Here is a 22,789-nt window from a genome sequence, read left to right on the forward strand (position 1 = left end):
GGCTAAGCTAGATTCGACTTCGGCAAAAGTAAATCCGTACCATCAGGCGCGGCACACTTCGCCGTTAAAGTAAAAAGAGTTTCGCGCGCCGGGGCGATTGCTTGCGGGCGGAGATGTTTTCACCTCCGCGCCACGCCCGGTCCGCGCGGACCCTGGGGTCGCAGGAAGGGGAGGATCCTATGTCTCGCACCTACGCCCGAGGCGCCGCCGCGGCGCTCCTCTTCGGCCTTCTCGCCGCCCCCGCCGTGTCTCCCGCCGCGCGGGCGCAGGGCGCGGCGCCTGCGGGCGCCATCCCCGTGGGCGTGGTGGCGGCGGAGCTGAAGTCCGTGTCCGACGCCATGGAGTTCGTCGGCCGCGTGGAGGCGCCCGAGCGGGTGGAGATCCGCGCCCGCGTCAAGGGCATGCTGGAGGCCGTCCTGTTCAAGGAAGGCGAGACGGTGAAGGAGGGCGCGCCGCTCTACCGCATCGAGAAGCCGCTGTTCGCCGCCGACGTGCAGCAGGCCGAGGGCGACGTGGAGCGGGCCAAGGCCGCCCTCGCTTTGGCCAAGATCCAGCGCGAGCGCTCGGAAGAACTGCTCGCCAAGAATGCCGGCACGGTGGTGGCGCGTGACCAGGCGGTGGCGAACGAGGAATCCTCCAAGGGCGCGCTGCTCACCGCCGAGGCGGCGCTGAACACCGCCAAGATCAATCTCGGCTACACCGACATCGTCTCGCCCATCACCGGCCGCATCGGCCGGACGGCGGTGACGCGCGGCCACATCGTCGGGCCGGAGAGCGGCGTGCTGGCCACGGTGGTGAGCCAGGATCCCATGTACGTCACCTTCCCGGTGAGCCAGCGCGACTATCTGGAGGCGCAGAAGGAGGAGGGGAAGGTGGACCTCTCCAACGTGGAGGTGCGCATCAAGTTTCCCGACGGCACCGTCTATGGCGAGGTCGGACGGGTGAATTTCATCGACGTGTCGGTGAGCCGGACCACGGATACGGTCATCATGCGCGCCGACGTGCCGAACCCGGCCGGCAAGCTGGTGGACGGGCAATTGGTGCGGGTGGAGCTGAAGGCCGGCACGCCGGAGGAGCGCATCGTCGTCCCCCAGTCGGCGCTCATCGCCGACCAGGGCGGCGTCTACGTGTTCGTGGTGGAGGACGGCAAGGCGGTGGTGCGCCGGGTGAAGCCGGGCGCCTCGCTCGGGGCGAACATCGTGGTGGAGGGCCTGAAGGTCGGCGATCCGGTGATCGTCGAGGGCTTCGAGGCGCTGCGCCCTGGCATCGGGGTGCGCGCGACCCCCGCCACCGGCCTCAAGGGCTGAGACATGCTCTCCTCTGTCTTCGTCGACCGCCCGCGGCTCGCCATCGTCATCGCCATCGTCACGGTGATCGCCGGCCTGCTTTCGCTCTTCGCCATTCCCGTGGCGCAGTATCCCGACATCATCCCGCCGCAGGTGTCGGTGACCACGGCCTATCCCGGCGCTTCCGCCGAGGTGGTGGATTCCACCGTGGCCCAGCCCATCGAGGCGCAGGTGGTGGGCGTGGACAAGCTCATCTACATGAAGAGCGTGTCCGGCGACGACGGATCCTATTCGCTCACCGGCTCGTTCGAGCTGGGCACAGACCCCGACATCAACACCGTCAACATGAACAACCGGGTGCAGGTGGCCCTGTCCAAGCTGCCGGAGGACGTGAAGCGCCAGGGCGTGGTGGTGAAGAAGAAGTCGTCGGCGCTGCTCGGCGTCCTCGCCATCTATTCGCCGAAGAGGAGCCTGGATCCGCTCTACATCTCCAACTATACCACCATCAACATCCTCGACGAGCTGAAGTCCATTCCCGGCGTCGGCGACGCCGCGCTCTGGGGGCCGCAGGACTATGCCATGCGGGCCTGGGTGCGCACCGACCGGCTGACCGGCCTCGGCCTCACCACCCAGGACGTGGTCGCCGCCATCAAGGCGCAGAACATCCAGGCGGCGGTGGGCCGCATCGGCGCGCGTCCCATCTCCGACGATCAGCAATTGCAGCTGAACCTGCGCACCAAGGGACGGCTTTCCAGCGTCGAGGAATTCGAGAAGATCGTGCTGCGCACCAATTCCGACGGCTCGCTGCTGCGCCTCGGCGACGTGGCGCGCCTCGAGCTGGGTGCGGCCAACCTCGATCGCGAGACCCTGTTCAACGGCGGGCCGGCGGCGGTGCTGGCGCTCTACCAGTCCCCCGGCGCCAACGCCATCACCACCATCGGCGCCATCCGCACGCGCATGAACGAGCTGGCGAAGGCCTTTCCCGAGGACCTCGCCTGGAAGGTCACCTACGACCCCACCATCTTCGTCACCGACACCATCCACGAGGTGCAGAAAACCCTCATCGAGGCGTTCGTGCTGGTGGTGATCGTGGTCTACCTGTTCCTCGGCTCGTTCCGCGCCACGCTGATCCCGACGCTGGCCGTGCCGGTGAGCCTCATCGGCTGCTTCATCGTGCTGAACGCCATCGGCTATTCGGCCAACACGGTGTCGCTGCTGGCCATCGTGCTGGCCATCGGCATCGTGGTGGATGACGCCATCGTGGTGGTGGAGAACGTGGAGCGGGTGATGGAGGAGCATCCCGAGCTCTCCCCCGCCGACGCCACCAAGAAGGCCATGGGCGAGATCACCGCGCCCATCATCGCCATCACCCTGGTGCTGCTCTCGGTGTTCGTGCCGGTGGCGTTCATCCCGGGCATCTCGGGCGAATTGTTCCGCCAGTTCGCCATCACCGTGGCCGTGGCCATGTTCCTGTCGGCCATCAACGCGCTGACGCTCTCGCCGGCCCTGTGCGCCATCCTGCTGAAGCCCGCCCACGGGCCGAAGCGGGGGCCCATCGGCTACGTCATGCGCGGCATCGACAAGGTGCGCGACGCCTACGGCTCGGCGGTGGCGCGCCTCGTGCGCTTCTCGGCCATCGGCCTCGTGTGCGTGTTCGTGGCGTCGGGTGGCATCTTCGCCCTGTCGAAGGTCACGCCCACGGGATTTTTGCCGGAAGACGACCAGGGCGCCTTCTTCGTGGTGGTGCAGCTTCCCGGCGGGGCCTCGGTGGGCCGCACCACGGAGGTGATCCGCAAGGCCGAGGCGCTGCTGAAGGACGAGCACATGGTGGAGGACTACACCTCCGTCGTCGGCCTCAACTTCATCGACAACTACTCCCAGCCCAACGCCGCCTTCATCGTCGTCACGCTGAAGCCGTTCGAGGAGCGCAAGGGGGCCGAGAACGGCGCCGCCGCCATCCTCGCCCGCCTCGGGCAGAAGATGCGGCTGATCTCCGGCGGCACGGTGGTGCCGCTGGCGCCGCCGCCCATCGTCGGCCTCGGCACCGGCGGCGGCTTCTCCTTCGTGCTGCAGGACCTGCGCGCCGGCGACCCGAAGGTGCTCGCACAGGTGCTGCGCGGCCTGCTCATCGCCGCCAACCAGGACCCGCGGCTGACCCGCGTCTTCTCCACCTATTCGGCGACGAACCCCTCGATCCAGCTCGACATCGACCGGGACAAGGCGCAGGTGCTGGGGGTGCCGCTGGACTCGGTGTTCCAGGCGCTGCAGACCTCCCTGGGCGGGCTCTATGTCAACGACATGAACCTCTACGGCCGCACCTGGCAGGTGCAGGTGCAGGCGGAGGCGGCGGATCGCAAGGGCGTCGACGACATCTACCGCATCCATGTGCGCAACGACAAAGGCGAGATGATCCCCTTGCGCTCCATCGTGGAAGTGCGGGTGGAGGTCGGCCCGCCGGCGCTCATCCGCTACAACAACAAGCGCGCCGTCACCGTGCAGGGCGCGCCGGCGGCCGGGGTTTCCTCCGGCCAGGCGCTGGCGGCCATGGACGAGGTGGCGGCCAAGACCCTGCCGCAGGGCTTCTCCGGCGCCTGGACCGACACCTCGTTCCAGGAGAAGCGGGCGGAGGGCAAGACGGGGATGATCCTCGCCTTCGCCGTGCTGTTCGCCTTCCTGTTCCTGGTGGCGCTGTACGAGAGCTGGTCCATCCCGGTGCCGGTGCTGCTCTCGGTCACCGTGGGCATGCTGGGGGCGTTCGCCGCCATCGTCATCGGCCAGCTCACCCTCGACCTCTACGGGCAGATCGGCATGATCGTGCTGATCGGCCTCGCGGCCAAGAACGGCATCCTCATCGTCGAGTTCGCCAAGGAGCGGCGCGAGCACGGCGAGGACCTGCTCGTCGCCGCCACCGAGGGCTCGCGCCTCAGGTTCCGGCCGGTGATGATGACCTCGCTGGCCTTCATCCTCGGCCTCTACCCGCTGGTGGTGGCCACCGGGGCGGCGCAGATGGCGCGGCAGAACGTGGGCACGCCGGTGTTCGGCGGCATGATCGCCGCCTCCTTCCTCGGCATCTTCGTGATCCCGCCGCTCTACGTCATGTTCCAGGGCATCCGCGAGAAGCTGCGGCCGGGCGCGCGGCCGAAGGTGCGTCCGGCGGCGCCGGACGCGGGAGCCGCGCACGAGGCCTGAGCGGCGGCGGCACCCGCCGGGGCGCGGCGCCCATCCTTGATTCAGGCCTGCCCCGCGCTCATACTCGGCGGGTTTTCAGACCGTGATCAGGATTTTTGCCATGCCTTTGAGGGAAGAGGATATTCAGCTCGGCAAGTGCTACAAGACGAAGGGTCCCGAGAATTACAAGGTGATCGGCCTCACCCGCGGCATCGTCACCTACCAGACCTGGACCTCGCCTTTGCGGATCAATGTGGGCGTGAAGCAGTTCGCCGACGCCGTCTACAAGGAAGTGGCCTGTCCCAAGTGAGGCGGATGGGGAAGGCGGATAGGTGAAGGCGGGCCGGCTGCGCCGGCGCGGGGTGCGGGGCGCCGTCCCGGCGCGAAACGCTGATGCGCCGATCCGGTTGTTTCAACCGGGGCGGATCCGGCTCTAGAGTGGCGCCCCCGGGGCGGCGCGATTCGCGTCCGCCCGAACCCCGTTCCCGCCTGCGCCGCCCATGCCGTCCGCCTTCTCCTTCCTGCACGCCGCCGACATCCATCTCGACAGCCCGCTGCGCGGCCTCGCCCGGCGGGAGAAGGAACACGCGCGCGCCTTCCTCGACGCCTCGCGCCGGGCGCTGGAGAACCTCGTCGCCGCGGCGGTGGCCGAGAAGGTCGCCTTCGTCCTCATCGCCGGCGACGTCTATGACGGCGACTGGAAGGACTTCGCCACCGGCCAATTCTTTGTGCGGCAGATGGGGTTGCTCGGCCGCGCCGGCATCCGCGTGTTCATGATCCGCGGCAACCACGACGCCGCCTCGGTGATGAGCCGCGATCTGCCGCTGCCGGACAACGTCCGCCTCCTCTCCGACACGGCGGTGGAGAGCGTCGCGCTGCCTGAGCTGGGCGTCGTGCTGCACGGGCGCGGCTTTGCCGAGCGGGCCGAGGCGGTGAATCTCGCCCGCGACTATCCGGCGGCGGTGGCGGGGCAGTTCAACATCGGCCTGCTCCACACCTCCCTCACCGGGCGCGATGGGCACAACACCTATGCCCCCTGCACGGTGGAGGACCTGGTGCGCGCCGGCTACGACTACTGGGCGCTCGGCCACATCCACCGGCGCGAGGTGGTGAACGCGCAGCCGGCCATCGTCTTTCCCGGCAACCTGCAGGGCCGCCACGCCCGCGAGAGCGGACCCAAGGGCGCCACCCTCGTGCGCGTCGCCGACGGGCGCATCACCGAGCTGGAGGCGCTCACGCTGGATGCCGCGCGCTTCGCGCACCAGCGCCTCGATCTCGCCGGCATCGCCGATCTCGCCGACGTGACCGGCCTGGCGCGGGCCGCCATCGCCGAGGCGGCGGCGGAGGCGGGCGGGCGGCCGCTGGCGCTGCGCCTCACCTTTACCGGGCAGACGCCGCTCCACGGGCATTTCCTCGCAAGCCCCGAGCAGGTGGCGCAGGACATGCAGGCGCATGCCTACGAGACCGGCGCCGATATCCTCATCGAGAAGGTGCGGTTCGAGACGCGCGCCCCCGGCGGCGCCGGCGACCTCGGCCTGCCCGGCTTCGCCGACGTCCTCGCCGAGGCGGCGGCGGACCCGGCCCTGCGCGCCGACGTGGCGGCGACTTTGAAGGAGCTGCGCGCCAAGATCCCTTCGGACGTGCTGGAGGCCATGGGCCTGGCCGGCCTCGACGAGGCCGCCATGGCCGATGCCGCCCTCGCGGCGGCCGGGGAGGAAATCGCCGCCCGCCTGTCCGATCCCGCGTCCGGCGCCGCGGCCGGGGGGGAGGCGGAGCGATGAGGTTCGCCCGGCTCGGCCTCGACCGCTACGGCGGCTTCACCGATCGCGAGCTGGTGTTCGATCCGGCGGCGCGCCTCGTGGTGATCGAGGGCGCCAACGAGGCCGGAAAGAGCACCGCGCTGCGGGCCGCAGGCGACGTTCTGTTCGGCATCGAGCGCACCTCGCCCTTCAATTTCCTGCACCGCTACAAGGATATGCGCCTGTCGGCGACGGTGCTGGGGCCGGATGGCCGCGCGTTCGCCTTCATCCGGGTGAAGCGGGACCGCAGCACGCTGCTCGACCCGCTGACCGACGCGCCGCTGCCCGACGACGCCCTCGCGCCCTTCCTCGGCACGCACCAGCGCGGCTCCTTCCTGGAAATCTTCGGGCTGGACCAGAAGCGCCTGCGCAAGGGCGGAGAGGACCTGCTGGCGGGGGGAGGGGAGCTCGCCGACGCGCTGGTCACCGCGGCGCCCGGCCTCCGGCGCATCGACGCCCTGCGCGCCCGCTATGCCGAGGAGGCGGGCAAGGTGTTCAACCCCGCCCGCAAGACCGCGTCCCACCTGTTCTACCAGGCCCTCGACGCCCGCAAGGCTGCGCGGCAGAACATCCGCGAGCAGGAATTACTGGCCGTCGACGTGCGCCGCCTGCGCAGCGCCGCCGAGGCCGCGCTTTTGGCCCGCGCGGCGGCGGTGGAGGCGGACATGGCGGCGGCACAGGAGGCCGCCTGGGCGGAACTGCTCTGCCGGGCCGCCGGCGTGCTGCGCCAGATCGAGGCCGAGGAGACCGCGCTCGCGGCCCTCGGCGCCCTGCCGGACATGCCCGCCGGGTTCGTGGACAAGGCCCGTGCGGCGCTGGCCGCGCTGGAGACGGCCACGGCGGCGCTGGCCCGCGCCGTGGCGGAGGAGGCCCGGGCGGATGCGGCCCACGGGGCGGTGGCGGTGGATGCGGTCATCCTCGACCTCGCGACCGAGGTGGAGGCCTGCGACGAGGCGCGCGCCGCCGTGAACAAGGCGCGCGAGGACCTGCCGCGGCGCCGGGCCAGGGCAGCGGAGGCCCGCGCCCTGCTGGCGCGCATCGCCGCCGATCTCGGGCTGCCCGATGTGGACACCCTGTGCGCCGGCCTGCCGCCGGCGCCGCTGCTGGCCCGCGCCGAGGCGCTGGCCGATCGCTTCAAGGCGTGCAGCCTCGGCGCGCAGGCCCTCGCCTCCGGCCTCGAGGAGCACGCCCGCGAGCTGGCCCGGGTGGAGGCCGCGCAGGCGGGGCTCGGCCCGGTGGAGGACCCCGCGCCCCTGCGCCGGCGCCTCGACGCGCTGGATGGGGCGGAGGAGCGCGCGCGGGGTCTGGAGGCGGGCCTCGCCCGGCGCGCGGCGGCGGGCACGGCGCTCGACGGGCGGGTGCTGCGCCTTGGCCAGCCGGGCCTCACCCTGGACGCGCTGGCGGTCCTGCCGCTGCCGGCGGTGGCGGCGGCCGAGGCGCTGCTGCGCCAGGTGGTCGAGACGGCGGAGGCGCGCGCCCGCCAGGACGCCGCGATCGCCGACCTCGCGGAGCAGAAGCAACTGGCGGCGGCGCGCCATGCGGCCCTCGATGGCGGGGGCACCGCGCCCACCGAGGCCGCCGTCGCCGCCGCCCGCGCGGTCCGCGACGGGCTGTGGCAGCGCCTGCGCCCGCTCGCTTTGGGCGAACGGCCGGCCGGCGACGCCGACCGGGATGCGGCGCTGGACCTGGATGGGGCGCTGGCAGCGGCGGACCATGTGGCCGACGAGCGCCAGCGGGAGACCCATCGCCTTGCCGAGCTGTCCCGGCTCGCCCGCGACATGGCCGACCTCGACCTGCGCCTGGGCGCGGCCGGCGGCCGGCGCGGGGAGGCCGACGCCCAGGCGGCGGCGGCGCGGGCGGCGTGGACGAGCCTGTTCACCGCATCGGGCCTGTCCTTCCCGGCCGATGCGCGCGCCATCGCCTTCCTGAAGGACGTGGAAGCGATCCGCGAGGCGCGGGACGAGTTGCGCCGGCAGGAGGCCGAGGGCGAAACGGCGCGCGCCGCCGTGGCCTTCGACCGCACTTCGGTGGCGGCGCTGAGGCAGGACCTGGGCCTTGCCGCCCTCGGCGATGCCCCCCTGCGCATGGCGGAGATCCGCGATGCGGTGGAGCGGCTGGAGCGCCAGCATCGGGACGTGCGCGACCAGGCGCGCGACCTCGCCCGCCTCGCTCGCACGCGGGACGACCTCGCCCGCCGCAAGGCCGACCTCGACGCCGAGCGCGCCGCCCTCGACGCCGAGGCGGCGGACGTGCTGCCGCGCCTCGCCATCCGTCCCGGCGCGCCGGCCGAGGAGATGCGCGCGGCGCTCGGCCTCTGGCGTTCGGCCACGTCCGAAACGGCCGGGCTGGCGGGGGTCGAGCACCAGATCTCCGCCATCGAGCGCGACGAGGCGGCCTTTGCGGGCCGTGTCGCCGACCTTGCCCGGCGCACGGGCGAGGACCCCGCGGGCGATCCGATCGCCCTGGCGCGGCATCTGCGAAAGCGGCTGGAGGAAGCGCGGCAGGCTTCCGCCCGCGCCCAGGCCGCGCGGGACGCCCTGGACGCCCGCCGGGCCGCCGTCGCCGAGGCGACGCGGGAGCGCGACCGGGCGCATGCGGCGGTCGCCGCCCTGCGGGCGTCTGCCGGCGCGGTGCCGCCCGATGCCTTCGCGGCGGTGCTGGACCGGCTCGACGCGGCCTCGGCCATGGCGGGACGGGCGGAGGAGGCGCGCCGGCGCCTCGCCGACATGTGCCGCGGGCGCGATGTGGCGGCGGTGCGCGCGGCCACAGCCGGGCACGACGACGCCACCCTCGCGGCGCGCGCCGAGGAGGCCGGGGCCGCTCACGCTTTGGCCCGGGCGGCGCGCGACGAGGCGGTGGCGCGCCATGCGGAGGCGGAAGCGGCCCTGCGGGCCCTGGACATGCGCGAAGGCGCGGCCCACGCCGCCCAGGCGGAGCAGGACGCCGCCGCCGCCATCGCCGAGGCGGTGGAGGATTTCGGCCGCAACCACGTGGCGGCGCGGCTTCTCGGCCGCGCCATCGAGCGTTACCGGGAGGCGCACCAGAACCCCATCGTCAGCCGTGCCGCGCAGGCCTTCGCCACCCTCACGCTGGGCCGCTGGAGCGGCATCGGCGTGGACTACGAGGCCTCGACCCCGCGTCTCGGCGCCATGCGGGCCGGCGAGTTCCACGGGGTCGAGAAGCTCTCGGAAGGCACGGCGGACCAGCTCTTCCTCGCCTTGCGCGTCGCCGCCATCGAGGAGCACGCTCGCCGGGCGACGCCGCTGCCCTTCATGGCCGACGATCTCTTCGTCACCTTCGACGAGGCCCGCACCGAGGCGGGCCTGAAGCTCCTGGCCGAGCTGGGCGCGCTGACCCAGGTGATCGTCTTCACCCACCACGCCCATGTGGGCGAGGCGGCCGAGCGGGCCCTGGGCGCCGCCTGCCAGCGCATCCGGCTCTAGGGCGCACCCTTTTCCGGCCTTAGGAGGGCTTCGCCGGTCCCGCCTCGATGCGGTCGGCCACCTCGGTCAGGGCGGCGGCCAGCGCCCGCAGCAGGTCCACCGGCAGGGACACCTGCACCGCCGGCGAGGGCTTGCCGGGCTTGGGAACGCCCACCTCGAGCCGCACCCCGCCAGTGGTGCCGTCGAATACGGCGGTGGTGAAGGCCTGCAGCGGCCACACCTTGAGCCGGCCGGCCTCGTCCTTGTCCCAGTTCTCGAAATCCATGGCCTTGTCGTGTCCTCCCGATCTTCATCTGCGCATAGCACGCGGGGCGGGCAGGGGGGAGCGGGCCCCGGCGATCCGCAAGGCCGCCGGGCATGGTGCAACGCGGCATCGACGCGGCCGCGGCACGGCGGTATAGCTGGGCGAAGCAGAACGAGAACGTTTCCAGTGCTGTCCGTCGTCATCGCAACGCACAATTCCGAACGCCAGCTGGTCCCCGTCCTGTCCGCGCTGGTGCAGGGGGTGACGGCCGGCGTCCTGCGCGATGTGATCCTGGTGGATTCGGGCTCCACCGACGGCACCGCCACCATCGCCGATGCCGCCGGCTGCACGCTGCTCCATTCGGTGAACGACATGGGCCTGCGCCTGCGCCAGGGCGCCGCGCAGTCGCGCGGGCGGTGGCTGCTGTTCCTGTCGCCGTGCTCCATCCTGGAAGAGGGCTGGGCGCGGGAGGTGATGACCTTCATCGAGACCGCGGAGCGGCGCGGCCAGGCGGATCGCATCGCCGCCACCTTCCGCCTCGCGGTGGACGGCTACGGCATCGGGCCGCGGATCGGGGAGGCCATGGCGGTGGCCCGCCTCGCTCTGCTCGGCTTGCCCCGCGCCGGGCAGGGGCTGTTGATTTCGCGCAAGCATTACGAGCGGCTCGGTGGCCATCCCGCCGGGGTGAAGGCGGAGCGGCGCCTGGTGGCGCGGATCGGGCGCCGGCGCATCCACCTGCTGCGTCCCCACGTGCTCCTGCCCGAGCGCGCCGAGGGCTGACATCGACACCCGCTCGACACTGCCCGACATGTGCGATGTCGCCGACATGTCGCGAAACTTCCGCTTGGCGAACGGCCCCGGTTGCGCATAGATGGCGGCGCGGGGTCGGACCTGCCGCGCCGAGAGGCGAGGGCGGGAACCGGTCGGTCATTTCTCGTGAGGAGGCCGGTCGAGCGATCCGCGGTGCGCTGCCTTGAGGGCGCGTCCGCCGACGAACGCCCGCCTCCCGGATGGTGCTGCGCACCGAGGGAGCGGTCCATGGACCTTTGCCGTCGTCTCCGGAATTTCGTCCGCGTCGGAGCGCTCGCCGCCGGCCTTCTTGCCGCCGGCTCCTCGGCCTACGGCCAGCAGGCGCGGCCGGCGTTGCCGGCCAACCCGCCGGCGGCGCAGGCGCCCCAGCCGCCCCGGCCGGCGAGCGCGAAGACCTTCCAGCGCTCCGACCTGATCGCCGGCGCCAAGCGCTACGAGCGGCTGCTGAAGCGCGACACCACTGCCCCCGCCCAGCCTCTCGACAAGGCCCGGCGTGATGCCGCCCAGGCGTTGCAGCGCAACGATTTCCGCTCGGCGGCGGCGCTCTATGCCAGCCTCGCGGTCGCCGATCCGAACGACGCGGGCATCTGGCTGCGTCTCGCCCGGTCGCTCGCCGGCATCAAGCCCAACGAGGACGAGGACGCCTCCACCTTCATCGACAATGCCCAGGCCGCCGCCTTCATCGCCTACCGCCGCGCCGCCACGCGGGCGGAGGAGGGCGATGCCCTGACCTTCATCGGCCAGATCTACGCCAGCCGCAGCCTGTGGAACGCGGCCCTCGATACGCTGAAGATCGCCCTTGAGGCGCGCGACACGCCGGCCGACCGGGCCTTCTACGAGAAGCTGAAGGAGGAGCACGGCTTCCGCCTCGTGGACTACACGGTGGAGTCCGACCTCGCGGCGCCGCGCGTCTGCGTGCAGTTCTCCGAGGACCTCGCCACCAACACGGATTTCTCCGCCTTCGTGCAGATGCGCGGCCTGGACAAGCCGGCGGTGACCGCCGAGGCCCGGCAGATCTGCGTGGAGGGCCTGAAGCACGGCGAGCGCTACGGCCTCGTGGTGCGCCCCGGCATCCCCTCGACCGCCGGCGAGCGCACGAAGAAGCCCACCGAGCTCACCATCTATGTGCGCGACCGCCAACCCTCCGTGCACTTCACCGGCCGCAACTACGTGCTGCCGCGCACCGGGCAGAAGGGGATCCCGCTCTCCTCGGTGAACACCAGCGCGGTGACGGTGAACATCCTGCGCATCGGCGACCGCGGCCTCGTGCCCACCGCCATCCAGGGCGAGTTCCGGCAGGGGCTCGACAGCTACGTGCGCGAGCGCCTCGCCGACGGCACCGCCATCGCCGTTTTCAAGGGCGTGCTGGAGGTGGACAGCCCGCTCAACCAGGACGTGACCACCGCCGTGCCGGTGACCGAGGCCGTGGGCAAGCTGGAGCCCGGCGTCTACGTGATGACCGCCGTGCCGGAGAAGGGCACCACCGACGACGATTACGGCAGCGAGGCGACCCAGTGGTTCATCGTCTCCGACCTCGGGCTCACCGCCCTGTCGGGGCAGGATGGGGTGCACGTGCTGGTGCGCTCCCTCGGCAGCGCCGAGCCGGTGGCGGGGGCCGAGGTGCGCCTCGTCGCGCGCTCCAACGAGGTGCTGGGCACCGCCAAGGCCGACGCCAACGGCCATGTGCGCTTCGATCCCGGCCTGTCGCGCGGCCCCGCCGGCCTCGCGCCGGAAGTGGTGATCGCCCGCACCGAGGCGGGGGACTATGCCTTCCTCTCCCTCAAGGAGACCGCCTTCGACCTCACCGACCGGGGCGTCGCCGGCCGGGACTCGCCCGGCGCGCTCGATGCGTTCCTCGCCACCGAGCGTGGCGTCTACCGCTCCGGCGAAACCGTTCACCTGACCGCGCTGCTGCGCGACGCCCAGGGCCGTGCTGCGGTGGGCGTGCCGGTCATCCTCCAGCTGGTGCGGCCGGACGGCGTGGACGACCGCCGGCTCGTGGTCGCCGATCAGTCGGCGGGCGGGCGCACCGTGGACCTGCCGCTGCTCAAGGGCGCCATGACCGGCACCTGGCGCATCAAGGCGCTGACCGATCCCAAGGCGCCGCCCGTCGGCGAGATCACCTTCCTGGTCGAGGACTATGTCCCCGACCGGGTGGAGTTCGACCTCACCGCCCGCGAAGCCGCGCTGCCGCGCACCCGCCCGGTGGAGGTGCTGGTGGACGGCCGCTTCCTGTTCGGCGCGCCCGCCTCCGGCCTCGACGTGGAGGCCGAGACCGAACTGCGCGCCGCCGCCGAGCGGCCGGGCTTCGCCGGCTTCCGCTTCGGCAATGCGGAGGACCAGGTGCTCGCCGATCGCCAGCCCGTGGCGGACGCGCCGCGGACCGACGCGCGCGGCCGCGCCAGCCTGCGCATCCTCGCCGCCGATCCGCCCCGCACCGCGCGTCCGCTGGAGGTGGAGACCATCGTGCGCCTCGTGGAGACGGGCGGCCGGGCGGTGCAGCGCACCCTCGTGATCCCCGTGGCACCCGCCGGCAGCCAGATCGGCGTCAAGCCGCTCTTCGCCGATCGGGTGCGCGAAGGGGAGGTGGCGAATTTCGAGGTGGTGGTCGCCGGCATTGACGACAAGCGCCTCGCCGCGCCCGGCCTCACCTGGAAGCTCTCGCGCCTGGAGACCCGCTACCAGTGGTATCGGGTGAGCGGGTCCTGGGACTATGAGCCGGTGAAGATCGTCACCCGCCTCGCCGAGGGCCGGCTCGACGCCAGGGCGGACGGGCCGGTGCGCCTTTCCGTGCCCACTCAGTACGGCCGCTACCGCCTGGACATCACGGGTGACGGGCTGCCGCTCACCAGCGTGCCGTTCGAGGCCGGCTTCGGCGGCGACGGCAATGCGGACACGCCGGACAAGCTGGAGCTGTCCCTCGACCGCGCCGCCTACGCTACCGGGGATACGCTGGATGCCACCCTGACCGCCCGCACCGCCGGCACCGCCTCGGTGCTGGTGCTGAACGAGGGGCTGCTGGAGCAGCGCTTCATCAAGGTCGCAGCCGGCGCCAACAAGGTGAGCTTCAAGGTGGCCGAGGGCTGGGGGCCGGGCGCCTATGTGGTCGCCTTCATGCACCGTCCCCTCGACGTGGCGGCCGGCCGCATGCCGGGCCGCGCCATCGGCCTGGCCTGGTTCTCGGTGAACCGGGAGGCGCGGACCCTGAAGGTGGACCTCGGCACGCCGAAGGAGATGCGCCCCAACGCGCCCCTCGCCATTCCCGTGCGCATCGGCGGCCTCGCCGCGGGCGAGAAGGCCTATGTGACGGTGGCGGCGGTGGACGTGGGCATCCTCAACCTCACAGGCTACAAGCCGCCGGCGCCGGACGCCGCCATCTTCGGCCAGCGGCGTCTTTCGCCGGAAATCCGCGACCTCTATGGCGCGCTCATCGACGGCATGCAGGGCAGCGCCGGCCGGCTGCGTTCGGGCGGCGATGGCGGGGAAGGCGGCCTTCAGGCGAGCCCGCCCTCGGGCCCGCCCCTGGCGCTGTTCTCCGGCATCGTCGAGGTGGGTCCGGACGGCACCGCCGCCGTCTCCTTCCCCATCCCCGCCTTCGACGGCACCGCGCGGGTGATGGCCATGGCGTGGAGCGCCGACAAGCTCGGCCACGCCTCGACCGACGTGGTGGTGCGCGACAAGGTGGTGATGCTCGCCACCCTGCCGCGCTTCCTCGCCGCCGGCGACCGCTCCACCCTCAACCTCGATTTGACCAACGTGGAGGCGCCGGAGGGCGAATACCGCCTCGACGTCTCGGCCAGCGGCGCCGCGGCGGTGACTTCGCCCGCGCCCGCCGTGAAGCTCGCGGCAAAGCAGCGCCAGTCCCTGCGCCTTGCCCTGGAGGGCCGGGGCGTCGGGCCGGCCACGGTCACTGCCCGGTTGACCGGGCAGGGGCTCGACATCACCCGCACCTACGAGATGAACGTGCGCCCGGCCTATCCGGACATCGAGCGGCGCACGGTGCGCACCCTCGCCCCCGGCGAGAGCCTGACGCTCAACAAGGACCTGCTCGTCGACCTCCTGCCGGGCACCGGCAGCGTGGCGGTGAGCGTGACGCCCAATTCCACCATCGACGTGCCGGCCTTGCTCGGCGCCCTCGACCGCTACCCCTATGGCTGCACCGAGCAGGTGACCAGCCGCGCCCTGCCGCTCATCTCCTACAACGAGCTCAGCGTGCTGGTGGGCCGCGCGGCCGATCCGGAGGCGGACCAGCGCATCCGCGACGCCATCGTCCGGGTGCTGGCGCGGCAGGGGTCGGACGGCTCGTTCGGCCTGTGGTCGCCGGGCGGCACCGATACCTGGCTCGACGCCTATGTGGCGGACTTCCTGTCGCGGGCGAAGGAGAAGGGCTTCCCGGTGCCGGAGGCCTCCTTCGCCCTCGTTCTCGACCGGCTGCGCAACGTGGTGAGCCTCGCCGGCGCCGACATGCGCTCGGCCAGCGAGGGGCTGGCCTATGCCCTCTACGTGCTCGCCCGCAACGGCCGCGCGCCGCTGGGCGACCTGCGCTATCTCGCCGACACCCGGCTGAAGGATCTGTCCTCGCCCCTCGCCAGGGCGCAGGTGGGTGCCGCGCTGGCCCTGCTCGGCGACCGTACCCGCGCCGAGCGGGCCTTCAACGTGGCGCTGGAAGGCCTTCCGGCGACGGCGACCGCACCGGAGGTGGGCCGCCCCGACTTCGGCTCGGCCCTGCGCGACGCGGCGGCGCTCACCGTGCTCGCCCGCGAGGCCGGGATGGAGAAGCTCGCCGAGGTGGCGCTCGCCCGCGTGGACGTGGCGCGCACCCGCACCGAGCGCACCTCTACCCAGGAGAATGCGTGGCTGATCCTTGCCGCCCGCAGCCTCGTCGCCAGCGCCGGCAACATGGTGCTGGAGGTGGACGGCGCGCTCACCCGCGGTCCCTATGGCCGCAGGCTCACCCGCGCCGATCTCGATCGCGGGCCGGTGGTCCTGCGCAATGCCGGGCCGGAGGCGGTGAAGGTGGTGTACGGCGTCTCGGGCGCCCCCATCGCGCCGGAGCCGGCAATCTCCAAGGGGTTCACCCTGGAACGGCGCTACTTCAGCCTCGACGGCAAGCCGGCCGATCCGTCCAAGGCGGTGCAGAACCAGCGCTTCGCCGTGGTGCTCACCTTCAAGGAGGCGCAAAGCGCGCTCGCCGACGTGCTCCTCGTGGACTACCTGCCGGCCGGGTTCGAGATCGAGAATCCGAACCTCGTCGAGGGCGGGGACGGCGGCTTCGCCTGGCTCGACGAGACCAGCGAGGCCGGCCACGTGGAGTTCCGCGACGACCGCTTCGTCGCCTCGGTGACGCGGCAGGAGGGCGAGGACCCGTTCGTGGTCGCCTATGTGGTGCGGGCCGTCTCGCCCGGCCGCTACGCGCATCCGCCGGCCTTCGTGGAGGACATGTACCGGCCGGACCGCTTCGCCCGCACCGCCGCCGGCACCGTGGAGGTCGCGCCCGCCCGATGAGCGAGGACCGCCCGCAAGGTCCCGCGCCGGAGGGCGCGGCCTCGCGCTCCCGCCGCCGGGCGTGGCAGGCGGGGGCGGCGGCCGTCTTCGCCATGGGCCTGCTGGCCGGCGGGGCCGGCGCCGGCCTGCTTCATCTGCGCGCGCAGGCGCCGCCCGCACCCGAGCCGAATGTCTCGGCGGAGGTGGTGGACCGGGAGGGCCGCCTGCTGCGCCCCTTCGCCCTGCCCGACGGGCGCTGGCGCCTCGCGGCCGGCGTGGAGGACGTGGACCCGCGCCTCGTCGCCATGATCCTCGCCTATGAGGACAAGAGGTTCGAGGCGCACGCCGGCGTGGACCTGATCGCGCTCGTCCGCGCGGCCGGGCAGGCGGCGCTGTCGGCCCGCGTGGTCTCCGGCGGCTCGACGCTGACCATGCAGGTGGCTCGCCTCACCGCGCCGCCGCGCGCCCGCACCCTCGCCGCCAAGCTCGAGCAGATGCGCCGCGCCATCGAGCTGGAGGCGCGGCTGCCGAAGGCCGAGATCCTGCGCCTCTACCTCACCCTCGCGCCTTACGGCGGCAATATCGAGGGGGTGCGGGCGGCGTCGCTGACCTATTTCGGCAAGGAGCCCCGCCATCTCACCCTCGGCGAGGCGGCGCTGCTGGTGGCCCTGCCGCAGTCACCGGAGGCACGGCGGCCGGACCGCTTCGCCGCGCGCGCGCGCGGGGCGCGGGACCGCGTGCTCGACCGGCTTCTGGCGCAGGGCGTGCTCTCGGCGGACGAGGTGCGCATGGCCAAGGGCGAGCCGGTGCCGAGGGCGCGCCGCGCCATGCCGCAGCTCGCCCCGCACCTTGCGGAGGATCTCATCGCCGAGCGCCCGGCGGTGTCGCGCCATGCCTCCACCCTCGACGCTCCCTTGCAGGAGCGGCTCGAGGAGCTGCTGCGCGAGCGGACGAAGGCGCTGGGCCGCGGGCTCTCGGCGGCGGTCGTGGTGATGGACAATGACAGCTCCGAGGTGCGCGCCTATGTGGGCGCCGCCGACTTCGCCGATCGCGCCCGCGCCGGGGAGGTGGACCTCGCCCGCGCCGTGCGCTCGCCGGGCTCGACGCTGAAGCCCTTCATCTACGCCATGGCGTTCGAGGACGGCATCGCCCATCCCGAGACCCTGATCGAGGACCGGCCCGCCCGTTTCGGCGCGTGGCGGCCGGAGAATTTCGACCGCAGCTTCCAGGGCACCCTTTCGGTGCGCAAGGCGCTGCAGATGTCGCTGAACGTGCCGGCGGTGCGCCTGCTGGACGCGGTGGGGCCGCAGCGCCTCGCCACCCGCCTCCAGCAGGCCGGGGCGCGGCTGGAGCTGCCGGCGGGCGCGGCGCCGGCTTTGCCCATGGGGCTCGGCGGGGTGGGCATCCGCCTTATCGACCTCACCAGCCTCTATGCGGCGCTGGCGCGGGGCGGCGAGGCGCATCCGCCCGTGTTCCGGCAGGACGGGGCGGCGGTGGCCGCGCCGCGCCGGTCGCGGCTCGTGGATGAGGTGGCGGCCTGGTATGTGGGCCAGTGCCTCCTGGGCACGCCCGCGCCGGAGAACGCGCTGGGCGGGCGCATCGCCTTCAAGACCGGCACCTCCTACGGCTATCGCGATTCGTGGGCGGTGGGGTTCGACGGGCGCCGCACCGTGGGTGTCTGGGTGGGGCGGCCGGACGGGCAGGCGGTGCCCGACCTGACCGGCCGGGCGGCTGCCGCGCCGCTGCTGTTCGATGCCTTCGCCCGCATCGTGCGCACGCCGGCCGCGCTCAGGCCGGTACCGCGCGGGGCGGTGGTGGCGGCCAATGCCCGCCTGCCGGTCCCGCAGCGCCATTTCGGAACGTCACGGAAGGAGCAGCCGCTGCAGGTGGTGTTCCCGCCGGACGGGGCGCGGGTCAGCCTGTCCGGGGAAGAAGCGGCCGGGCTGGTGCTGAAGGTGGATGGCGGCACCTTCCCCCTCACGCTGCTGATGGATGGGCGGCCGGTGGCACGGGAGGAAAATGCGCACACTTTCACCTGGCGGCCGCCAGGGCGGGGCTTCACGCGGCTCACGGTCATGGACGCGGCGGGCGTCACCGACAGCGTGACGGTGCGGGTGGAGTAGGACGCTCCGGCCGGCGCGGCGCCCGCGCATGCGGGCGCACAAAAGAAAAATCCCGCCGCGCCGAAAGGCGGGCGGGACAAGGCTGGGAGGAAACGCGAAGTCGGTAAACGTGAATTCCAGAGGCGATTCCGGCTGCGGCGGAACTCCGCGCCGCCGGAAGCGCGCGTCAGATCAGTGGCCGCGGGCCACCACCTGCGGGATCTCCTCGCGGGAGATGCCCATGCGGGCGAGTTCGCTGTTGGTGAGGTGGCTCAGGCGGTCATAGCGCAGCGCCATGGCGCGGCCTTCAGCGACAGCGGCGAAGAAATCGGACACCGCGGCGCCCATGCGCCCGAACAACCCGGTCTCGCGGGAGGCGTTCACAGTGATCGTAGCCATTTGGGTCTCCATTCGTTGACGTAGAGATAGGCCAAATCGCTGCGACGCAACATGGCGGATTGTGCATGGCACCATTGCAAATGCCGTATACCAGGGCCGGCTGTGGGTGGTGCGAAAAGGCTCTGGACCGTGCGCGGCGAATTGCGTATAGAGCGCACCTGCCTTCGGGGCGCGCCCGCAGGAACGCCGCTCGCGGCGCCGCTGCGCGACCTTTGGTGGGGGATAGTTCAACGGTAGAACCGCGGACTCTGACTCCGTTAATCCTGGTTCGAATCCAGGTCCCCCAGCCATTCAATGCCTCGCTCGGCGATGGTGGCTGGCTGTTCCTGCTGGTGAATCCGGATGGCCGTCGCTATTGGCGGATGTCCTACCGTTTTGCGGAAAAGCAGAAAACGCTCTCGCTTGGCGTGTACCCCGCTGTCACGCTTGCTGAGGCGCGGAAGCGACGCGATGAAATCAAGGAGCAACTCGCGAACGGCGTGGATCCAAGCGTGGAGCGCCGAGCGAGCAAGGCCGCCGCTGCTCTGGGCACAGATCCGACGTTCGAGGTGATCGCCAGGGAGTGGCATGCCCTGAAATCCTCAGCCTGGGTGGCCTCGTACTCCAAGCTCATCCTCAGCCGGCTGGAAGCCGACGTGTTTCCCGCGATCGGGCGCCGACCTATCGCGGATATCGAGCCGCCTGAAATTCTCGCCGCGATCCGAAAGGTGGAGGCGCGCGGTGCCCTCGATCTCGCCGGGCACGAGATGCAGGCAGTCGGCGCGGTGTTCCGCTACGCTGTTGCGACAGGCAGGGCGACACGTGATCCAACCCAAGACCTTCGCGGCGCCCTGAAGCCTGCCGGCCGGCAGCAGCACCCATCGTGCGATGCCGCGCGAGGAGCTGCCGGACTTCCGTCGCGCGGTAGCCGCATATGACGGCGATCCGCGCATCTCTGTCCTTCCGTCATGACGCGACCGCCATGGCGCGCGGCCGGACCGGTGGAAACGGCCAGGAAGAGGGTGCTTTTGGGCGAAAAATTCATCCATTTGGTCGGGGGATGTGGCTCGGGCGCCTTGAGCTGATCCGAAAATCGCATGCGTGCCAGTGCGAGAGCCGTTTAATTGCAACGGCTTTGATGAACAGATGTTGGTAAATGTTGGAGTTGGATCGGCCTCGCCTGGGTGTCCTAATGGCCGGCCCTGTTGATTTTTGTTGACCCTGAATGGACAGCGCGAGCGGCGACAAAACACGTCCAGACAAGATGGGCACGCCGGATCCGATCGCGGGGCTCCTGATATTTCTTAAGCTTCCGAACTGTCCTTTAGGCTGGCGACAGCGATCGCGGGGCGGATGTGCAGAGCATCCGATTGTTAGGAAATGCTGGGGTCAAAGCTGCCATCGAGGCGGCAATGGCCGAACGGGCCGCTCGAACCGAGATCACGGCCGATCGCGTGCTGAAGGAGCTGGCGAAGATCGGCTTCGCCAGCATGGGCGATTACATGCGGCTGACGGGCGACGGCTCTGCGGTGCTCAGATTGGGAAGTTGCTGATGCGCCTCGGGGGGCATGGGGCATTATCTGGAGCGCAGCCGAAAGCATCCGGGCCTTCCTGAGCCCAGATATTCTGATCCCTGTCAGCAGGTGCCCGCGCCAATCCGAGCAGATCGGCAACACCGCGCCGGCGGGCCCGCGAGCGCTCCGCGCTCCGGCGATGCACACTCACCCTTGCGGGGCTTCCTTCGCGAGCAAGTCCATCTCACGCAAGGTCTCCTCCGCGATGCGGAAGCTGTCCACCGCCGCCGGCAGTCCGCAATAGACCGCGGTGAGATAGAGCACCTCCTGGATCTCCGCGACTGAAAGACCGTTGCGGACCGCAGCCCGCACGTGCGTCTTGAGCTCGTGCGGGCGATTGAGGGCGGTTAGCATTCCCAGCAGGATCAGCGACCGCTCGCGCCGCTCCAGGCCGGGGCGATCCCAAGCGTCGCCAAAGCATGTCCGCTCAGAATAGCATCTCAAGGGGGCGTTGAAGTCGTTTGTGCTCTTGTCGCGCCGGTTGAAATACTCCTCGCCGAGCACTTCCCGCATGATCTCGCGGCCTCTCTCGCGGCGATCGCCCATGGCCTTCTCCTGGTTTTGGTCAATAACGACGGAGCATCTGGCGCATATGCCAGACCTCAAGCGGTGAACGTCAGCCGGATCGCACCGCGGAGCGTCAGGATGGGCGTTCTCTTTCATGAAACTTGGTGACAAGCTCCGCCAAGCTTCGATCCGCTCAGGCGGAGCCCGCGCCCGCGGTCCGGCGCGGATGCTTGCTGCGGACGTGCGCCGGTCAGGACGGCGCCGAGCGGACTTGCGCGCCCGCCGCCCTTTCGAGCAGCTCGATGGTGCGGGCGTAGTCCTCCTCGCCATAGCCTTCCGCGACCGCCTCCTCAAGAAAATGGCGCGTCGTTTCCGGGAGATGCAGCGCGACGCCGGCCTGCTCCGCCTCGCTGATGCAGAGCCGCACGTCCTTCAGCAGCAGAGCGGTCGCAAATCCCGGCGGAAAGCTGCGGTCGAGCAGGGATTTGGGCAGCTTGTCCTGGGTGATGAAGGACCGGCCGCTGGAGCTGTTGAGCACATCGGTCATGGTCTTCCCATCGAGACCCATCTTCGCGCCGAGCACGAGCCCTTCGAAGGTAGCGACGGCGGTGCAGGCGACGATCACGTTGTTGACCAGCTTCATGGCCTGTCCCAGACCCGCGCGGTCGCCGATGGTGAAAAGGCGCGAGCCGAGCAGAGCGAGGATCGGCCGCACCGTCTCGATGGCCTCCGGCGGTCCGGACATCATGATCGAGAGCCCGCCGCTCCGGGCCGCCGGCACGCCGCCGCTCACCGGCGCGTCCACGAAGGCTATGCCCCTTTCTGCGGCCTCCTCCGCCAGCATCCTTGAGGTCGCCGGGCCCGTGGTGGACAGGTCCACCACGATCTTCGCCCCCGGCGCGGAAAAAAGGCCAGCTTCTCCCCTGCACACCGCCTGCACCACCGCAGGCGTAGGTAGGCTCATCAGGACGATGTCGGTGGCGGCGGACATTTGCGCCGCGCTCGCGAGCGTTCGGCAGCCGAGCTCAGCGAACGGGGCGCATGCGTTCGGGTTGCTGTCCGCCACCGCAAGGTCGAAATGGGGCGCCAATCGCCGCGCCATCTGGGCCCCCATGTTGCCGAGGCCGAGAAAGCCGACGCGAGGAGAGCTGGACATCGCCGTCACCCCTTCATCGCGCTGGAGACGAGCCGGGAAGCGCCAGCGGCGAACGGCACGCAGGCCTGCGTGTCGTGCAGGCCGATGCTCACCCGCGTGGGACCGGCATGGGCCGGCAGGGACGCCCCCGCGACGAGCGCCTGCGCCGCGGCGGCTGCGCGCCGGTCATCAGGCGTCCTGATTCCGCTTCTGTTCGTTTGCACTGCTCCACTCCCTTTGTTCTTCACAGGGTACCGGGCGAAACCGTCACGTACTTGGACGTGACGTAATTGCGGATGCCTTCGCGTCCCCCTCGGACCCGAAGCCGCTGTCGCCAACGCCGCCGAACGGCACCTCCGCTGCCACGACCGCGAAATGATTGACGGCGACGGCACCCGCCGCGAGCCCGCGGCTGAAGGTGTGCTCTGTCTCCAGGCTGATGGTGAAGACGAAGGCGGCGAGGCCGTAGGGCGTCCCGTTCGCCGCCGCGAGCGCCGCGTCGGCATCGGCGAAAGGCAGGCTCGGAACCATCGGACCGAACGGCTCCTCGTTCATGATGCGGGCGCCCAGATCAAGCTCGGTCAGGACGGCGGGGCCGTGGCCCCGCTCGCGCGGCGCCCATCCCATGGCCGATTCCCTGGCGGGAGTGGCACCGGAGCACTCGTTCATCCCGCGCATTGCCATTCTTTCCCTCGTCCTCGCGGACCTCGACCCCACGGACGGCCTCGGCCGAAGCCTCGTCCGCACGTTTCATAGAATGAAGTGACACTTCATTTTAAGGCTAGCACCATCGCCGCGCATGTAAAGGGCTTCTCCGCCGCCCGCCGCGGACCTAGTCGCGGACCCCGTTGCGCTTCCA

At 71.3% G+C, this 22,789-nt stretch carries 17 protein-coding genes and 1 tRNA gene; 12 read left to right on the top strand and 6 right to left on the bottom strand.

Going from position 1 to position 22,789, the window contains the following annotated elements:
* Positions 1 to 179: 179 nt before the first annotated feature.
* The 5 genes from EZH22_RS15750 (at position 180) to EZH22_RS15770 (ending at position 9,696) form a co-directional block, all read left to right on the top strand.
* Positions 180 to 1,307: an efflux RND transporter periplasmic adaptor subunit gene (locus EZH22_RS15750; protein ID WP_203191503.1), complete on the top strand. Its 1,128-nt coding sequence runs from the start codon at positions 180 to 182 to the stop codon at positions 1,305 to 1,307.
* A 3-nt stretch (positions 1,308 to 1,310) separates the two neighbouring features.
* The gene (locus EZH22_RS15755) at positions 1,311 to 4,475 is read left to right on the top strand and encodes an efflux RND transporter permease subunit (protein ID WP_203191504.1); all 3,165 of its coding nucleotides are present in this window, start codon (positions 1,311 to 1,313) and stop codon (positions 4,473 to 4,475) included.
* Between the two features lie 100 nt (positions 4,476 to 4,575).
* Positions 4,576 to 4,764, top strand: a complete 189-nt coding sequence (locus tag EZH22_RS15760; protein ID WP_203191505.1) for a hypothetical protein — start codon at positions 4,576 to 4,578, stop codon at positions 4,762 to 4,764.
* Positions 4,765 to 4,954: 190 nt separating this feature from the next.
* The gene (locus EZH22_RS15765) at positions 4,955 to 6,235 is read left to right on the top strand and encodes a metallophosphoesterase family protein (RefSeq protein ID WP_203191506.1); all 1,281 of its coding nucleotides are present in this window, start codon (positions 4,955 to 4,957) and stop codon (positions 6,233 to 6,235) included.
* The gene (locus EZH22_RS15770) at positions 6,232 to 9,696 is read left to right on the top strand and encodes a YhaN family protein (RefSeq protein WP_203191507.1); all 3,465 of its coding nucleotides are present in this window, start codon (positions 6,232 to 6,234) and stop codon (positions 9,694 to 9,696) included. The genes EZH22_RS15765 and EZH22_RS15770 overlap by 4 nt, the downstream gene beginning before the upstream one ends.
* A 19-nt stretch (positions 9,697 to 9,715) precedes the next feature.
* Here EZH22_RS15770 and EZH22_RS15775 read toward each other — a convergent pair whose 3' ends face one another.
* On the bottom strand, positions 9,716 to 9,961 hold the full coding sequence (locus EZH22_RS15775; RefSeq protein ID WP_203191508.1) for a hypothetical protein: 246 nt from the start codon (positions 9,959 to 9,961) through the stop codon (positions 9,716 to 9,718).
* A 165-nt stretch (positions 9,962 to 10,126) separates the two neighbouring features.
* Between EZH22_RS15775 and EZH22_RS15780 the strand changes: the two genes are divergently transcribed.
* The 3 genes from EZH22_RS15780 to pbpC all read left to right on the top strand — a co-directional run bounded on the left by EZH22_RS15780 (position 10,127) and on the right by pbpC (position 18,357).
* Complete coding sequence (locus tag EZH22_RS15780; protein ID WP_203191509.1) at positions 10,127 to 10,720, top strand: glycosyltransferase; 594 nt, start codon at positions 10,127 to 10,129, stop codon at positions 10,718 to 10,720.
* Between the two features lie 258 nt (positions 10,721 to 10,978).
* Positions 10,979 to 16,255 carry an alpha-2-macroglobulin family protein gene (locus EZH22_RS15785; RefSeq protein ID WP_203191510.1) on the top strand — a complete coding sequence of 1,759 codons (5,277 nt, stop codon included), beginning with the start codon at positions 10,979 to 10,981 and terminating at the stop codon, positions 16,253 to 16,255.
* On the top strand, positions 16,252 to 18,357 hold the full coding sequence (gene pbpC, locus EZH22_RS15790; RefSeq protein ID WP_203191511.1) for a penicillin-binding protein 1C: 2,106 nt from the start codon (positions 16,252 to 16,254) through the stop codon (positions 18,355 to 18,357). Before EZH22_RS15785 ends, pbpC begins: the two co-directional genes overlap by 4 nt.
* Before the next feature lie 171 nt (positions 18,358 to 18,528).
* On the opposite strand, the gene EZH22_RS15795 is transcribed toward pbpC, so the two are convergent.
* Positions 18,529 to 18,735, bottom strand: a complete 207-nt coding sequence (locus tag EZH22_RS15795; protein ID WP_203191512.1) for a hypothetical protein — start codon at positions 18,733 to 18,735, stop codon at positions 18,529 to 18,531.
* Positions 18,736 to 18,951: 216 nt separating this feature from the next.
* Between EZH22_RS15795 and EZH22_RS15800 the strand changes: the two genes are divergently transcribed.
* The 3 genes from EZH22_RS15800 (at position 18,952) to EZH22_RS15810 (ending at position 20,267) form a co-directional block, all read left to right on the top strand.
* Positions 18,952 to 19,025: transfer RNA gene (locus tag EZH22_RS15800), tRNA-Gln, on the top strand.
* Between the two features lie 42 nt (positions 19,026 to 19,067).
* Positions 19,068 to 19,652: a tyrosine-type recombinase/integrase gene (locus EZH22_RS15805; RefSeq protein WP_203191513.1), complete on the top strand. Its 585-nt coding sequence runs from the start codon at positions 19,068 to 19,070 to the stop codon at positions 19,650 to 19,652.
* Between the two features lie 417 nt (positions 19,653 to 20,069).
* Entirely contained in the window at positions 20,070 to 20,267 is a 198-nt protein-coding gene (locus EZH22_RS15810) for a terminase small subunit (RefSeq protein ID WP_203191514.1), read from the top strand.
* A 168-nt stretch (positions 20,268 to 20,435) separates the two neighbouring features.
* On the opposite strand, the gene EZH22_RS15815 is transcribed toward EZH22_RS15810, so the two are convergent.
* The 4 genes from EZH22_RS15815 to EZH22_RS15830 form a co-directional block, all read right to left on the bottom strand.
* Positions 20,436 to 20,834, bottom strand: coding sequence for a carboxymuconolactone decarboxylase family protein (locus EZH22_RS15815; RefSeq protein WP_203191515.1), 399 nt, complete (start codon positions 20,832 to 20,834; stop codon positions 20,436 to 20,438).
* A gap of 211 nt (positions 20,835 to 21,045) precedes the next feature.
* Positions 21,046 to 21,951, bottom strand: coding sequence for an NAD(P)-dependent oxidoreductase (locus EZH22_RS15820; protein WP_203191516.1), 906 nt, complete (start codon positions 21,949 to 21,951; stop codon positions 21,046 to 21,048).
* A 5-nt stretch (positions 21,952 to 21,956) separates the two neighbouring features.
* Entirely contained in the window at positions 21,957 to 22,154 is a 198-nt protein-coding gene (locus tag EZH22_RS15825; protein WP_203191517.1) for a hypothetical protein, read from the bottom strand.
* 43 nt (positions 22,155 to 22,197) lie between these two features.
* A complete protein-coding gene (locus tag EZH22_RS15830) occupies positions 22,198 to 22,557 on the bottom strand; it encodes an aldehyde dehydrogenase family protein (RefSeq protein ID WP_203191518.1) in 360 nt (119 codons plus the stop codon).
* Between EZH22_RS15830 and EZH22_RS15835 the strand changes: the two genes are divergently transcribed.
* Positions 22,556 to 22,696: a hypothetical protein gene (locus tag EZH22_RS15835; protein WP_203191519.1), complete on the top strand. Its 141-nt coding sequence runs from the start codon at positions 22,556 to 22,558 to the stop codon at positions 22,694 to 22,696. The genes EZH22_RS15830 and EZH22_RS15835 overlap by 2 nt on opposite strands.
* Positions 22,697 to 22,789: the final 93 nt, after the last annotated feature.

Source organism: Xanthobacter dioxanivorans (assembly GCF_016807805.1).
Lineage (GTDB): Bacteria > Pseudomonadota > Alphaproteobacteria > Rhizobiales > Xanthobacteraceae > Xanthobacter > Xanthobacter dioxanivorans.

Coding starts and splice junctions, on each gene's coding strand:
- EZH22_RS15750 (WP_203191503.1), top strand. CDS start 180: ATGTCTCGCACCTACGCCCGAGGCGCCGCCGCGGCGCTCCTCTTCGGC.
- EZH22_RS15755 (WP_203191504.1), top strand. CDS start 1,311: ATGCTCTCCTCTGTCTTCGTCGACCGCCCGCGGCTCGCCATCGTCATC.
- EZH22_RS15760 (WP_203191505.1), top strand. CDS start 4,576: ATGCCTTTGAGGGAAGAGGATATTCAGCTCGGCAAGTGCTACAAGACG.
- EZH22_RS15765 (WP_203191506.1), top strand. CDS start 4,955: ATGCCGTCCGCCTTCTCCTTCCTGCACGCCGCCGACATCCATCTCGAC.
- EZH22_RS15770 (WP_203191507.1), top strand. CDS start 6,232: ATGAGGTTCGCCCGGCTCGGCCTCGACCGCTACGGCGGCTTCACCGAT.
- EZH22_RS15775 (WP_203191508.1), bottom strand. CDS start 9,961: ATGGATTTCGAGAACTGGGACAAGGACGAGGCCGGCCGGCTCAAGGTG.
- EZH22_RS15785 (WP_203191510.1), top strand. CDS start 10,979: ATGGACCTTTGCCGTCGTCTCCGGAATTTCGTCCGCGTCGGAGCGCTC.
- pbpC (WP_203191511.1), top strand. CDS start 16,252: ATGAGCGAGGACCGCCCGCAAGGTCCCGCGCCGGAGGGCGCGGCCTCG.
- EZH22_RS15795 (WP_203191512.1), bottom strand. CDS start 18,735: ATGGCTACGATCACTGTGAACGCCTCCCGCGAGACCGGGTTGTTCGGG.
- EZH22_RS15815 (WP_203191515.1), bottom strand. CDS start 20,834: ATGGGCGATCGCCGCGAGAGAGGCCGCGAGATCATGCGGGAAGTGCTC.
- EZH22_RS15820 (WP_203191516.1), bottom strand. CDS start 21,951: ATGTCCAGCTCTCCTCGCGTCGGCTTTCTCGGCCTCGGCAACATGGGG.
- EZH22_RS15835 (WP_203191519.1), top strand. CDS start 22,556: ATGGCCGATTCCCTGGCGGGAGTGGCACCGGAGCACTCGTTCATCCCG.
- EZH22_RS15830 (WP_203191518.1), bottom strand. CDS start 22,557: ATGGGATGGGCGCCGCGCGAGCGGGGCCACGGCCCCGCCGTCCTGACC.